This is a genomic window from Litorivita pollutaquae, from assembly GCF_003205515.1.
Taxonomy (GTDB): domain Bacteria; phylum Pseudomonadota; class Alphaproteobacteria; order Rhodobacterales; family Rhodobacteraceae; genus Litorivita; species Litorivita pollutaquae.
Map to the genome: position 1 here is coordinate 160,336 of NZ_KZ826485.1, position 13,330 is coordinate 173,665.

Consider the following 13,330-nt stretch of genomic DNA (forward strand, 5'->3'; position numbering starts at 1 on the left):
GGCTTTTTTACAACGTTTTGGATTTCCCCCGTGGCCGCGAGAGGCTACATACAAACCCCAAAAGGAGAGCAAAATGACCGCATCCCCCGCTCCGTCAATCGCGGATGACCTACGTGACGACACCGGCGCAACCGATCCCGAAGCGCTGACGGCTGCGCTGATCCGTTGCGCGTCGGTCACGCCGGATGAAGGCGGCGCCTTGGTCTTGCTCGAAGAGCTGTTGAGCGCGGCGGGCTTCACCTGCACCCGCGTTGATCGCGGCGGCATTGCCAACCTATACGCCCGCTTTGGTGCCAAAGCCGCAGCCAAGAGTTTCGGCTTTAATGGTCATACAGATGTGGTGCCCTTGGGCGATCCCGATGCGTGGACCATGCCGCCCTTCGGTGCCGAGGTGAAAGACGGTTTTATGTATGGGCGCGGGGCCACCGATATGAAATCCGGCGTGGCCGCCTTTGCCGCCGCCGCGATTGATTTTGCCAATGATATGCCCAAAGACGGCGCGCTGATCCTTGCGATCACCGGCGATGAAGAGGGCGATGCCGAAGACGGCACTCTGGCGCTTTTGGATTGGATGGCCCAGCAGGGAGAGGCGATGTCTGTCTGCCTTGTGGGCGAGCCGACCTGCCCCGACACTATGGGCGAGATGATGAAAATCGGGCGGCGGGGATCGCTCAATGCGTTCTTCACCCTGCGCGGCACCCAAGGTCATGCCGCCTACCCGCATCGCGCCAACAACCCGTTGCCCGCGATGGCGCGATTGATGGACCGGCTGTCCTCCCATAAGCTCGACACCGGCACCGAACATTTCGATGCCTCGACCCTTGCCGTGGTCACAATAGACACCGGCAATCCGGCCACAAATGTCATTCCCGAGGCCAGCCGTGCCACCGTCAATATCCGGTTCAATGACGCCCATACCGGCGCGGACCTGTCGGATTGGCTGCGCGCCGAGGCCGGGAAGATTGCTGATGAATTCAAGATCGAAGCCGACCTCAAAATCAAAATATCCGGCGAAAGCTTCCTCACCCCGCCGGGTGATTTTTCCGGCATCATCGCCCGCGCGGTCGAGGCCGAAACCGGTATCGCGCCAGAGCTGTCCACATCGGGCGGCACATCGGATGCGCGATTCGTGAAAAACCATTGCCCCGTGGTGGAATTCGGTCTTGTCGGCAAGACGATGCATCAGGTCGACGAGCGCGTCGAGGTGGCTCAAATCCACCAATTGAAATCCATTTACAGCCGTATCCTGCGCGACTATTTCGCCCGATGACACCCGGTTTGTCCTATCGCCAGCGCCTTGTGGTGATGCTGAAAGTTCCGCAAGCGGGCCGTGTCAAAACCCGCCTTGGCGCGGATCTTGGCATGACGACTTCGGCATGGTGGTTTCGCCACCAAAGCGCCGCTTTGCTGCGCCGGTTGTCTGACCCGCGTTGGGAATTGATCCTCGCCGTCGCGCCGGACCGCACCGGATTGATGACCCCGATTTGGCCCGCGCATCTGCCCCGCGTCGCGCAAGGCAACGGTGATCTTGGCACGCGCATGGCGCGGTTGATGTATGGCCTTCCCAAAGGCCCGGTTTGTATCATTGGCGCGGATATTCCCGGCATCACCCCTGCACATATCGCCCGTGCCTTTGCCGCGCTTGGGCGCGATGAGGCGGTTTTTGGCCCCGCACCGGACGGCGGTTTCTGGCTCACCGGCCTCAAACGCAGCGCCCCGCCCCCGCCCGGGCTTTTCAAAAACGTGCGCTGGTCCTGCGAACATGCCCTTGCGGACAGCCGCGCCAGCCTTGGCGGTCTGCGCACTACCCTGATCGACACGCTTCAGGACATCGACACCGCCGAGGATTTGCACAATTTGGCGCATGCCGCGCCCGCGCCAGTTCTTTCCCGATGACGCCGCCCGCGCGCCGTGTTACGGCATAGGCATGAGCAAGCTGCCCTCCAAGGCGGAGATTCTCGCATGGATTTCCGACCACCCGACACAAACCGCAAAACGCGACATTGCCAAAGCTTTTGGCATCAAAGGCGCCGCGCGGATCGACCTGAAACGCATCCTGAAAGAGTTGGAGGCGGAAGGGCATCTCGAGAAGCGTCAAAAGACCTATCGCGATCCCGACCGGTTGCCGCCTGTGTCTGTGCTGCAAATTCTTGGCCCGGACAGCAACGGCGACCTCACGGCCAAGCCGCTCGAATGGCAAGGCGAGGGACCGGAGCCAAAGATTTTCATGGCGCTGCGCGCCTCCGATCCCGCATTGGGCGAAGGCGACCGGATTTTGGCCCGCGTGTCCTTGGGCGAAGGCGAGGGCAACACATATGATGCCAAGCTGATCCGCCGGATCGGCACGAACCCCCATAAGGTTCTGGGCGTCTTTCGCAAAGGCGCGGAAGGCGGGCGCATCTTGCCCATCGACAAGGGGCTTGGCACCGAATGGAGCGTTGCCGCCGATGCCACCCATGGCGCAAAGGACGGCGAATTGGTCGAAGCCGAACAGGCCGGACCCAAGGCGCGCATGGGGTTGCCGCGCGCGCGCATCGTCAACCGTTTGGGCGATCCATCAGCACCCAAAGCCGTGTCTTTGATCGCCATTCACCAACATGGCATTCCCGATGATTTCCCCGATGAGGTGATTGCCGAAGCCGACGCCATGAAGCCAGCCGGCCTCAAGGGCCGCACCGACATGCGCGATATGCCTTTGGTCACAATCGACCCTTGGGACGCGCGCGACCATGATGATGCCTGCTGGGCCCATGCGGACGACGATCCGAAAAACGAGGGCGGTCATATTGTGTGGGTCGCCATCGCCGATGTCGCCCATTATGTGCGCCCAAGCACCGCGCTTGACCGCGAGGCGCGCAAACGCGGCAATTCATCCTATTTCCCCGACCGCGTTGTGCCAATGTTGCCCGATCGCCTTTCCGGCGATCTATGCAGCCTGCACGAAGGCGTGCCGCGCGCCTGTATCGCCGTGCGCATGCAACTCGACGCCGATGGCAACAAGATCAGCCACCGGTTTGAACGCGGATTGATGCAGTCTGTCGCCTCGCTCAACTACGAAGAAGTCCAAGCCGCCGTTGATGGCAAGCCCAACGAGAAAACCGCGCCCTTGATGGATTTGGTGATCGCGCCGCTTTATGCCGCTTATGATGCGCTGACCCGCGCGCGGGGGCGGCGGCAGCCGCTGGACCTTGATTTGCCAGAGCGCAAGGTGGAGTTAGATGACGCCGGCAAAGTCGCCTCGGTGAATTTCCGCGAGCGGCTCGATGCGCACCGGCTTATTGAGGAATTGATGGTCCTCGCCAATGTCGCCGCTGCCGAAACCCTGATTGCCAAGAAATCACCGCTGCTCTTCCGCGTGCATGAGGAACCCAGTACCGACAAACTCGACGCACTGCGCGAAGTGGCGCAAGCGGCGGGCTTCAACTTGGCCAAAGGCCAAGTGTTGAAAACCGCGCATCTCAATGCATTGCTCAAGGCCGCTGAAGACACCGAAAGCGATGAGTTGATTAACATCTCGACCCTGCGCTCGATGCAGCAGGCCTATTACAGCCCGCAAAACTTCGGTCACTTCGGCCTTGCCTTGCAAAGCTACGCGCATTTCACCTCTCCGATCCGCCGCTACAGCGACCTGATCGTGCACCGCGCTTTGATCAGCAGTCACGGTTGGGGCAAAGACGGATTGTCACCGGCTGGGATCGAATCCCTGGACGATACCGCCACGCATATTTCCAGCACCGAACGCCGTTCGATGGTCGCGGAGCGTGACACCAACGACCGCTACCTCGCGGCGTTTTTGTCCGAACGGCTGGGCGGTGAATTCACCGGCCGGATCAGCGGCATCGCCAAATTCGGCGTCTTCGTGAAAATGGACGAAACCGGTGCCGACGGGTTGGTGCCGATCCGATCATTGGGCAACGAATATTTTCATTTCGACCGCGACAACAATTCCTTGATGGGCGCAGATACAGGGCGGATCATCACAATTGGCCAACGGGTTACGGTCAAATTGATCGATGCCCTGCCGGTCACCGGCGGGGTCGAATTGCAAATACTGACGCTCGACGGTGAGGATGTCCCCCACGGCCCGACCGGCGGTGGTTTTTCCCGCCAAGCACGGCGCGGCGGCAACAGCGGCAAGCCCGCGAAGCGTAAGGCGGTTAAGGCCAAACGCAAAGCCGATAAGGTCAAACGCAAGGTCCACCGCAAACGCAGCTAATCCATCCGGATCGCGCCCGTCGGCGGCATGATGCCCATGCTAGATGCAACTTTGCTTTCGATTCGGAAACAATGCGGATAGCATCGTGGAGAAAGCAGTCTTGAGGCAAAAAATGCATAGCGTGTTCGGCACGATTCTACTGGTTACTCTGGCATTCTCTGGCGCCACCACCATGGCAGCAGGCGCCGCTCCCGTGGCGCAATCCCTGCGTCCACAGGCGCGACCCGCACAGGCTCCCACCGTTCCGCAGAAGGCCCCCGAACCCGCAACGCCGGCGCCGGTACGTGGCACCGATGCCGCCGCTGGGGCCAGCATCGCCGCCGCCGCCCTTGCTGCGATTTCGCCGCCCACGCAAACCGCCGCACCGTCCCGATCCCCCGCCAATGCCGTTACCCGCAGCCTGCGCCCGCAAGAACGCCCCGATACATTCACCGCCGATATCGTTTTGGCCAGCGAACGGGTTTCAACCGCCAATGCCGGGTTTGACCGTTGGATCAAAGGTTTCCAATCGCGCGCTCGCGCCAAAGGCATCCGGCCCGAAGTGCTCAACCGTGCCTTTCGCGGGGTGCGCTACAACACCAGCGTGATCCAAAAGGACCGCAATCAATCCGAGTTCACCAAACAGATCTGGGACTACCTCGACAGCGCCGCATCGCCGGTGCGGGTCAAAAACGGCCAATCCGCCCTGCGCAAACACGGCCGTGTTCTGGACCGCATCGAGGCAAAATATGGCGTCGAAAAAGAAGTCGTCGCGGCGATTTGGGGGCTGGAGAGCGCCTACGGCGAACACCGCGGCAACATCCATATCATCGAGGCTTTGGCAACACTGGCCTATGACGGGCGGCGCGGTGCGTTCTTCGAGGCGCAGTTGATCGCAGCGCTGCAGATCCTGCAATCCGGCGACGTTGCCCCCCGCAACATGACCGGATCTTGGGCCGGTGCCATGGGCCATACACAATTCATCCCGACCTCCTATTTGTCATTCGCTGTGGATTTCACCGGCGACGGGAAACGCGATATCTGGTCGGACAATCCCGCCGATGCTCTGGCTTCGACGGCGGCCTACTTGCAACGCTCCGGTTGGACCAAAGGCCAACCTTGGGGCGTCGAAGTACGTTTGCCCAGAGGCTTCAATCATGCTGCCGCGCGGCGCGACAACAAACGATCCCCGGCCGATTGGGCCGCTATGGGCGTGCGCGATGTGAACGGACGGGTGGTGCCGAACTATGGCCGGGCCTCGATCTTGCTACCTGCCGGTTCGGCAGGGGCCGCGTTTATGATCTTCGACAATTTCGCTGCCATTGAGAAATACAACAAGGCCGACGCCTATGTGATCGGAGTCGGACATCTTTCCGACCGGTTGAAAGGCGGCCCGGCCATTCAAGCCTCTTGGCCGCGCGGGTATAAGCCATTGTCGTTTAATGAGAAAAAGGAAATGCAGAGGCGATTGAAACGCAAGGGCTTCGATGTCGAAAAAATCGATGGCATCATCGGGCCGAACACCATCAACGCCATTCGTGCCTTTCAAAATTCGGTTGGCGCGACGCCGGACGGCTTCCCCTCACAAGATTTGATGAAGCTTCTCAAACGCTAACTGCGGTTAAATCAGGCCATCAAACTCGGCCAAAACGCGGGTATAAACCGCGCGCTTGAAGGGCACGATATTGGCAACCAAGTCTTGCGGCGGTAACCACCGCCACTGTGAAAACTCGGGATGGTCGGTGGCGATGTTTACGTCCGTATCCGTGCCTTCGAAGCGCAACAGGAACCATTTTTGTTCTTGGCCACGATAGCGGCCTTTCCAAATGCGTGGGACCAGTTCATGCGGCAAATCGTATGGGATCCATTCGTTGGTTTCGGCCGCGACCGATACTTTACCGGCCTCTATTCCCGTCTCTTCCCAAAGCTCGCGCAGGGCGGCATCGCGCGGCGCCTCTCCCTCGTCCACCCCGCCTTGCGGCATTTGCCAAGCGGGCCCGGGATTATCAATCCGCTGGCCAACGAAAACATGCCCGTCACCGTTCACAAGCATCACCCCGACACAGGGGCGATAGGGCAGTTTTTCAATTTCATCGGGGGTCATGGTGGGCCTCTTGCGGTGATCGTGCCCTCAACCTAACGGCGCTCCGACCAGAGGGAAAGCAGGCGCGTGCAAAAAAGGGCGCATCGACAAAGATGCGCCCTTTTCAATACTTTACCAGCCCCGCAATCGGGGCCAAACCTTACGCCAATGCGAGGTTTGTCGCGCTCTCGCGGCCATCACGGCCGGGCTCGATGTCGAAAGTCACTTTTTGGTTGTCGGACAGACCAGTAAGGCCCGCGCGCTCAACAGCCGAAATGTGCACAAACACATCTTTGCTGCCGCCATCGGGGGCGATAAAGCCGAAGCCTTTAGTAGTGTTAAACCATTTGACGGTGCCAGTAGCCATCGTCGTTCTCCTTTTTATACTGCCCACGGAATGCGGCAGTTCGGCTAAGTCAGTGCAAGATCGAAAGACTGTGCCGTAAGAGGATCAGTGAGGCCGATAGTGGTAACGTCGCAGGTGTTATTTAAGGCGATTCATGCTCAAGAGCAAGGTCTTTGCGAGATAACCGCGCAAGATCCGGTATTTGACGGCGAGTGTGTGGCGTAAATCCGCCGCCCTCAAACCCGATATCAAGGCCTCGCAAAAGCGCGGCCTTGATCGTTGGCGCGACGCTGCGGCCTATTCTTTCGGGCCGAGCGCCGAAAGGCCCTTAAGGATATCAATAGCATAGGCCAATTGGTAATCCTCTTCACGCAGCTTCGCAGCCTTCTCGGCCTTGGCGCGATCAGCTTCGATCTGGCGAATTTGATCCTCTGTCAGGCTGTCATTGTTCAAGCTGCCGCGCAGATCCGCTTCGGACCGTGTGCGTGGCTTAACCGCTGCCTCATCCTCGGATTCGGTTTCCACCTTGCGGCGCGGCTGTGCGACGATAATGTCCGGCGATACGCCGAGCGCCTGAATCGAGCGGCCCGAAGGCGTGTAATAACGCGCCGTGGTCAGCCGCATCGCCCCGTCGCCGCGCAACGGCAGAACCGTTTGCACCGAACCTTTGCCAAAGCTTTTCGTGCCAACGACAATGGCGCGGCGGTGGTCTTGCAAAGCCCCCGCCACAATTTCAGAAGCCGAAGCCGAACCGCCATTGATCAGCACGACGATGGGCTTGCCCGAAGTCAGATCACCGGCATCGGCATTGAACCGGTCCCCGTCTTCGGGGTTGCGGCCACGGGTCGAGACGATTTCACCCTTCTCGAGGAAAGCATCCGATACTTTGATCGCCTGGGTCAAAAGCCCGCCAGGATTGTTGCGCAAATCCAAAACAAAGCCGTTCACCTTGTCCAGCCCCCCCAGCGTTTCAACCTCTTTGGCGAGGCCTTCGGCAAGGTTCGGATAGGTTTGGTCATTGAAGGTGGTAACGCGCAAAACAACTGTGTCGCCCTCAACGCGCGACCGCACAGCGGTCAATTTGATCGTATCGCGGATGATCGAAACGTCGAAAGGTTCGGTTTCGCCTTCGCGGGCGATGGTAATGATAATCTCGCTGCCCACGGGGCCGCGCATCAATTCCACCGCATCATTCAGCGTCAGACCAAGCAGGCTTTCGCCATCCACATGGGTGATGAAATCGCCCGATTCGATACCCGCCGCTTCCGCAGGCGTGCCATCAATGGGTGAAACGACTTTGACGAAACCCTCTTCTTGGGTGACCTCGATGCCAAGGCCGCCAAATTCGCCCCGCGTCTGCACGCGCATGGCTTCGGCGTCTTCGGGCGGCATATAAGAGGAATGCGGATCAAGCGATGTCAGCATGCCGTTGATCGCGGCTTCGATCAATTTTGCCTCATCCACGGGCTCAACATACTGCGCGCGGATGCGCTCGAAAATGTCACCAAACAGATCAAGCTGCTCATACACGTTGGTGGTCTTGGCGGCCTCTTGGGCCAGCAAAGGCGCCGCAAGCTGTGTCGTCACGATGCCGCCGGCAAGGATACCGCCCGCCGCTGCCATTACGAATTTCTTCATCGCCTAGTCATCCTTATCCGTTTCGAACCACAGCTCCGGATCTACCGGCGTGTTGTCCTGCCTGATTTCTATATAGAGCGTTTCCGAGCGCCGGTTTCCAGAGCCAATGCCCATCCCTGCCGGTGTTTCCTGTAAAATCTCGCCCGAAAGCGCCGGGTCGCCCGCCATTAAACCCACGGGCGCACCTGCGGGCAAGACTTCGCCAGCGTGACCGTAAACCACATCGAGCCCCGCCAGAACCAACAGTAGGCCTGTTTGCGGCTCAAGGATCATCACATTTCCGTAGTCCAACAATGGCCCGCGATAGCGGATCGTCGCGGCGGTTGGCGTGGTGACCAAAGCCTGCGGGCGCGTTGCCATCACGATCCCGGGGCGCTGGATGCCGGCAGCATCGGCCTCTCCGGCGCGGCGCAACACCTGCCCCTGCACCGGCAACGGCAATGTACCTTGACGATGTGAAATATCCGGTAGCGGCGCGCCGCCCTCGGCATCGGTGATCTGCGACAGACCGCTGGCAAATCCTTCAAGCGTTTCGGTCGAAGCGATCAAAATCGCCGTGCGTACCGGGTCGGCCGTGAAGCGGCGTGGCAAATCGGTACGATCGGCCACGGCCTGGCTCAATGCTGTGCGCGCCTCTTGCGCCCCGACCAAACCCTTTTGCAAGGTCTCTGTTGCGGATTTTTGCAACAGGCGCAACGTGGTGACCTCTTCGAACTGCGCCCGCAGGCTTGCGGCTTCGCTATTCACGCCGGGCATGATATCAGCCAACACCATGCCGGCCCGCGCCGTGCCCACCGGCCCGTCAGGATGCAACAATGTGGCAGGCGCAGGAGCAGCACCGATCGATTGCAACACCCCCAAAAGACGGCTGATTTCGATCTCACGGGCTTTTAACTCCCGGCTGATACGTTGCTCTTGCACCGTGGCGCGGCGCAGCCCGTCACGCATCGCGTCCAATCCGTCCTCATAGGCATGCACCGTCTCGCTGAGCGCTTTGACGCGGTCCTTGGCGGTTGTGGCTTTGTCCATCTGCCGCGCCGCTGCATCCAACCGTTGTGCGGCATCACGCGCCGCCACTCGTGCATCCGGGCGCGCGTCTACTTCGGCGCGCAGCATTCCCGCCATCATCATCACGATCAGGCAGGCGATGCGGATCATTTCAAAAGGCTCTCGCCAGTCATCTCGTCAGGTTTCTCAACGCCTATCAAATCCAACAAGGTCGGCGCCAGGTCTGCCAAACGACCTTCACGCAGTGCCGCGCCCTCTGGCCCGCCGACCAAAATCACAGGCACCGGATTGATCGTATGTGCCGTGTGTGGCCCGCCGGTTTCGGGATCAATCATGGTTTCGCAATTGCCGTGGTCGGCGGTGACGATCATCGCGCCGCCTGCCGTCTTTAGCGCCTCCAACACACGGCCAAGGCCGGCATCCACCGCTTCGCACGCCTTCATCGCGGCCTGCAAATCGCCGGTATGGCCGACCATGTCAGGGTTGGCATAATTGCAAACGATCAAATCAAATCCATCCTTGATCGCGCCGACAAAGGCATCGGTCACTTCGACCGACGACATTTCCGGTTGCAGATCATAGGTCGCGACCTTGGGCGAGGGCGCCATGTAACGCACTTCGCCGTCTTCCGGCTCTTCTTTGCCGCCGTTGAGGAAAAACGTCACATGCGGGTATTTTTCGGTCTCGGCCACACGAAACTGGCGCAGGCCCTGTTTGGCGACCCAAGCACCCAGCGTGTTCACGATGTCGCGCGAGGGGAACACGGCAGTCATATAGGTGTTGTGACCGTCGGAATATTCGACCATCCCCAAAAGCCCCGCCCAATCTGGACGCGGGCCCGTGTCGAAGCCGTCAAACTCCGGCTTGCCAATGGCGGCCAATATCTCGCGCGCGCGATCCGCACGGAAGTTGAGGCAAAACACGCCGTCGCCATCATGCGCACCAGCGTAATCTCCGATCACAGTGGCGGGAATGAATTCATCGGTTTGATCGGCGGCATAGGCATCGGCAATCGCCTCTACGGCGCTAGGTTTGTTGGGCCCCTCGCCCTTGATCATCGCGTTATAAGCAGTGCTGACACGCTCCCAACGATTGTCGCGGTCCATCGCATAATAGCGCCCCGTCACGGTGGCGATTTTCGCGCCCTCGGGCAAAGCCGCTTGTAATTTCGCCATGAAACTTGCGGCCGATTTCGGCGCCACATCACGCCCATCCGTCATCGCGTGCAACGCCACCGGCACCCCCGCCGCGCAAAGCGTTTCAACCGCCGCGATGATATGAGAGAGATGCCCGTGCACCCCGCCGTCCGAGACAAGGCCCATCACATGTGCGGTGCCGCCCGAGGCCTTCATCGCGTCGATAAACTTCACGAGGTTCTCGGCATCAGCAAAGCTGCCGTCTTCAATCGCCAAATCGATTTGACCCAGATCCATCGCAACCACACGCCCCGCACCGATGTTGGTATGCCCCACTTCGGAATTGCCCATTTGCCCGCGAGGCAGGCCCACATCGGGACCGTGGGTGATCAACTGGCTGTTCGGGCAGTCGCGCATGATCCGGTCGAAATTCGGCGTGTCAGCCAAAGCTGGCGCGTTTGCACCCGTTTCGCTGCGCGCGCCCCAACCGTCGAGGATACAAAGGACAACAGGTTTGGGATGGCTCATAGGGATGCTCCGCAGGCTCGGATAGAATTTGCGCCGGTTTTAGCCGCTTCGCACCGGATTTTGAACCGCTTTCGCACCTGCCGCATCATTGCGCCCGAAATCCGCCGTTCACACGCGGTGGTACGGCCCGCCAGCAAGGATCGAAGCCGCCCGATAGATTTGTTCGGAAAGCATCGCGCGCACCATCATATGCGGCCAGACCATTTTGCCAAACGACAAGGAAAAATCCGCCTCGGCCCGCAAGGACGGGTCGATCCCATCCGCCCCGCCAATGATAAAGGCCAGATCAGAGCGCCCCGCATCGCGCCATCCGGCAAGCTTATCGGCGAACTCCGGCGAGGTCATCAGCTTACCGCGTTCATCCAGCGCGCAGATCACCGCCCCCTTGGGCAGGCTACGGCGCAGCAGGTCGGCCTCTGCCGCCATACCGCCGCCTTTTTTATCCTCGACCTCATGCACAATCGCGGGGCCAAGGCCCAAAGCCCGCCCCGTGCGCTCAAATCGCTTCAAATAGTCGTCGAGAAGATCGCGCTCGGGGCCAGTCCGTAGACGGCCCACCGCGCAGATATGCAACTTCATTTACGCGTCAGCAGGAGCCGCCGCGCCGCTGGGCAGCCACATTTTTTCAAGCTGATAGAATTCGCGCACTTCGGGGCGGAACACATGGACGATGACATCGCCAACATCGACCAACACCCAATCGCCGGTGTCCTTGCCTTCGACTTTGCTGAGGCGACCAAAATCTGCCTTCAGGCGCTCGACCAGTTTCTCGGCAATCGAGGCAACCTGACGAGATGACCGGCCCGTGCAGATCACCATGTAATCGCCAATCGCCGTCATGCCGCGCAAATCAATCTGTACGATATCTTCGGCTTTATCTTCGTCGAGCGAGGAGAGAATACGCGCCAGCAGTTCTTCGCTGGACACATCTTGAGGCGCGCTCATAGGCGGCACTCCGGAACCCGCAGCCTGAGCTGCGCTAACGTGAAGAGACAGGACATCGTCCTCCTTATCAAAGCGTCGTCAGGGCCCCGACGCTGGGCTATCCATTACTAAATAGCATCGGAGGGTGGAAATCTCAATCCGGCGGCGCGCAATCGGCGTGAATTTGTCGCCGCAACGCAGAAAACACCGCGTAACATACAAAAAACCCACCACGCGCGGACGCGTGGCGGGCCAATGGGCAATCATTGCGACAGAATCAGCAGGCGGCGCGCGACGATCTGCGGCGCAGTCCGGCCAAGCCGCCCAGCGCCCCAAGCATCAGCAATCCGCCCGCAGGCAAGGGAACCGGTGCGGCAAAAGCGGCCTCAAGCGTGGCCAAGGTATAGCTCTCGCCCCCAAAGAGGAAGGTCTCGAAACGGGCGAATGTCGCATCAACCCTGCCGCCCAGCGCATCCGCAAAAGACAACACTGCGGCGTCTCCCGAGAAAGCCGCGCCGAGAATGTCGGATATCATCGTCGCCTCGAAATCCGCGATATCATATCCGTCGCCGCCATCGAACAAACCAAGCGTGCCGCCCAGCGCCGATATATCGCCAAGCACCAACATGTCATCGTCAGCGCCCAAATCAATACCGCCGTTGAGGATCGAACCGCCGGCAAGCGTGACCCTATCGTCCCCCCCGCCGAGATAGGCCGCGCGGTCGTCCGTTCCGGTCAAACTCGCGCCGGCAAAATTAGTGAGCCATTGTGACGATGTATTGGCATCATCGACAAGCACACCATAGGTACCGCTGATCAGCCCGTAATTGTCGATCACATCGACCGTGCCCTCCATCTCGTCAAAATCAATTGCCGCATCCTGGATCGAGGAAATTTCGGCGCCTGCCGCATTGAGGATATAGCCGCTGTCGAGATCAATCGCATCCTGCGGATCTTCGGCACCGCCAACATTGCGGATGAGACCGAAATTTTCGATCCAAGCGTCGGTGCCGACCTGCAGCGCGTCATCAACCCCTTCGATCAGGCCAAAATTGCGAATGACCGCATCATCTCCAGCCTCGATACCTTCATCGCCGGCAATGATGCTACCAAGGTTGGTGAGGGTCAGCCCGTCATCGGATTGCAGGCCCTCTTGCTCGGAACTGATCAGCGTGCCGGCATTGACCACCGTCAGGTCATCGGCATTGGTGCGCAAGGCGTCGTTGTCATTGCGAACGGTGACGTCGCCCGCGATAGTCACGTCAATGCCATCAATATCGACGCGAAACCCGTCGCTGTCATCGGTCAGGCAGGCATAGCTGCTGGAGCTGCCAATTTGCGCACAATCGGCCACCGCAACAGTCGGCACAGCCATGAGAAAAGGCGTGGAAAACGTCGCGGCGATCACTGCGGCAGTGCGTCTATCGGTAACAAACATGAAAATCCCCTATGTCAGTGTTCACGCCTCCTTA

General features: G+C 59.9%; 12 protein-coding genes. 4 read left to right on the forward strand and 8 right to left on the reverse strand.

The genetic code is table 11. From position 1 onward, the window contains the following. The first annotated feature begins 73 nt into the window (after positions 1–73). From dapE to DI396_RS10715, 4 genes are all read left to right on the forward strand, one after another. Complete coding sequence (dapE, locus tag DI396_RS10700; RefSeq protein ID WP_110796208.1) at positions 74–1,270, forward strand: succinyl-diaminopimelate desuccinylase; 1,197 nt, start codon at positions 74–76, stop codon at positions 1,268–1,270. Positions 1,271–1,305: 35 nt separating this feature from the next. Next, positions 1,306–1,896 (forward strand): TIGR04282 family arsenosugar biosynthesis glycosyltransferase, encoded by a 591-nt coding sequence (locus DI396_RS10705; RefSeq protein ID WP_110796286.1) that lies wholly within the window; start codon positions 1,306–1,308, stop codon positions 1,894–1,896. 31 nt (positions 1,897–1,927) lie between these two features. Next, on the forward strand, positions 1,928–4,216 hold the full coding sequence (gene rnr / locus DI396_RS10710; RefSeq protein ID WP_110796287.1) for a ribonuclease R: 2,289 nt from the start codon (positions 1,928–1,930) through the stop codon (positions 4,214–4,216). A gap of 112 nt (positions 4,217–4,328) precedes the next feature. Next, positions 4,329–5,810: a lytic murein transglycosylase gene (locus tag DI396_RS10715; protein WP_235851831.1), complete on the forward strand. Its 1,482-nt coding sequence runs from the start codon at positions 4,329–4,331 to the stop codon at positions 5,808–5,810. Between the two features lie 6 nt (positions 5,811–5,816). On the opposite strand, the gene DI396_RS10720 is transcribed toward DI396_RS10715, so the two are convergent. From DI396_RS10720 to DI396_RS10755, 8 genes are all read right to left on the reverse strand, one after another. Continuing rightward, complete coding sequence (locus DI396_RS10720) at positions 5,817–6,299, reverse strand: RNA pyrophosphohydrolase (protein ID WP_110796209.1); 483 nt, start codon at positions 6,297–6,299, stop codon at positions 5,817–5,819. A gap of 139 nt (positions 6,300–6,438) precedes the next feature. After that, complete coding sequence (locus tag DI396_RS10725) at positions 6,439–6,645, reverse strand: cold-shock protein (protein ID WP_110796210.1); 207 nt, start codon at positions 6,643–6,645, stop codon at positions 6,439–6,441. 276 nt (positions 6,646–6,921) lie between these two features. Further along, complete coding sequence (locus DI396_RS10730; RefSeq protein WP_110796211.1) at positions 6,922–8,262, reverse strand: S41 family peptidase; 1,341 nt, start codon at positions 8,260–8,262, stop codon at positions 6,922–6,924. Between the two features lie 3 nt (positions 8,263–8,265). Further along, positions 8,266–9,420, reverse strand: coding sequence for a murein hydrolase activator EnvC family protein (locus tag DI396_RS10735; RefSeq protein ID WP_110796212.1), 1,155 nt, complete (start codon positions 9,418–9,420; stop codon positions 8,266–8,268). After that, positions 9,417–10,934, reverse strand: coding sequence for a 2,3-bisphosphoglycerate-independent phosphoglycerate mutase (gene gpmI / locus DI396_RS10740; protein WP_110796213.1), 1,518 nt, complete (start codon positions 10,932–10,934; stop codon positions 9,417–9,419). The genes DI396_RS10735 and gpmI overlap by 4 nt, the downstream gene beginning before the upstream one ends. Before the next feature lie 108 nt (positions 10,935–11,042). After that, positions 11,043–11,513 (reverse strand): 23S rRNA (pseudouridine(1915)-N(3))-methyltransferase RlmH, encoded by a 471-nt coding sequence (rlmH, locus tag DI396_RS10745; protein ID WP_110796214.1) that lies wholly within the window; start codon positions 11,511–11,513, stop codon positions 11,043–11,045. Beyond that, positions 11,514–11,879 (reverse strand): ribosome silencing factor, encoded by a 366-nt coding sequence (rsfS, locus tag DI396_RS10750; RefSeq protein WP_110796215.1) that lies wholly within the window; start codon positions 11,877–11,879, stop codon positions 11,514–11,516. 256 nt (positions 11,880–12,135) lie between these two features. Then, on the reverse strand, positions 12,136–13,296 hold the full coding sequence (locus DI396_RS10755; protein ID WP_110796216.1) for a VPLPA-CTERM sorting domain-containing protein: 1,161 nt from the start codon (positions 13,294–13,296) through the stop codon (positions 12,136–12,138). Between the last annotated feature and the right edge of the window lie 34 nt (positions 13,297–13,330).

What these genes read in the sequence shown, in the direction of transcription:
- dapE (WP_110796208.1), top strand. Translation starts at nt 74, where the DNA reads ATGACCGCATCCCCCGCTCCGTCAATCGCGGATGACCTACGTGACGAC.
- DI396_RS10705 (WP_110796286.1), top strand. Translation starts at nt 1,306, where the DNA reads ATGCTGAAAGTTCCGCAAGCGGGCCGTGTCAAAACCCGCCTTGGCGCG.
- rnr (WP_110796287.1), top strand. Translation starts at nt 1,928, where the DNA reads ATGAGCAAGCTGCCCTCCAAGGCGGAGATTCTCGCATGGATTTCCGAC.
- DI396_RS10715 (WP_235851831.1), top strand. Translation starts at nt 4,329, where the DNA reads ATGCATAGCGTGTTCGGCACGATTCTACTGGTTACTCTGGCATTCTCT.
- DI396_RS10720 (WP_110796209.1), bottom strand. Translation starts at nt 6,299, where the DNA reads ATGACCCCCGATGAAATTGAAAAACTGCCCTATCGCCCCTGTGTCGGG.
- DI396_RS10725 (WP_110796210.1), bottom strand. Translation starts at nt 6,645, where the DNA reads ATGGCTACTGGCACCGTCAAATGGTTTAACACTACTAAAGGCTTCGGC.
- DI396_RS10730 (WP_110796211.1), bottom strand. Translation starts at nt 8,262, where the DNA reads ATGAAGAAATTCGTAATGGCAGCGGCGGGCGGTATCCTTGCCGGCGGC.
- DI396_RS10735 (WP_110796212.1), bottom strand. Translation starts at nt 9,420, where the DNA reads ATGATCCGCATCGCCTGCCTGATCGTGATGATGATGGCGGGAATGCTG.
- gpmI (WP_110796213.1), bottom strand. Translation starts at nt 10,934, where the DNA reads ATGAGCCATCCCAAACCTGTTGTCCTTTGTATCCTCGACGGTTGGGGC.
- rlmH (WP_110796214.1), bottom strand. Translation starts at nt 11,513, where the DNA reads ATGAAGTTGCATATCTGCGCGGTGGGCCGTCTACGGACTGGCCCCGAG.
- rsfS (WP_110796215.1), bottom strand. Translation starts at nt 11,879, where the DNA reads ATGAGCGCGCCTCAAGATGTGTCCAGCGAAGAACTGCTGGCGCGTATT.
- DI396_RS10755 (WP_110796216.1), bottom strand. Translation starts at nt 13,296, where the DNA reads ATGTTTGTTACCGATAGACGCACTGCCGCAGTGATCGCCGCGACGTTT.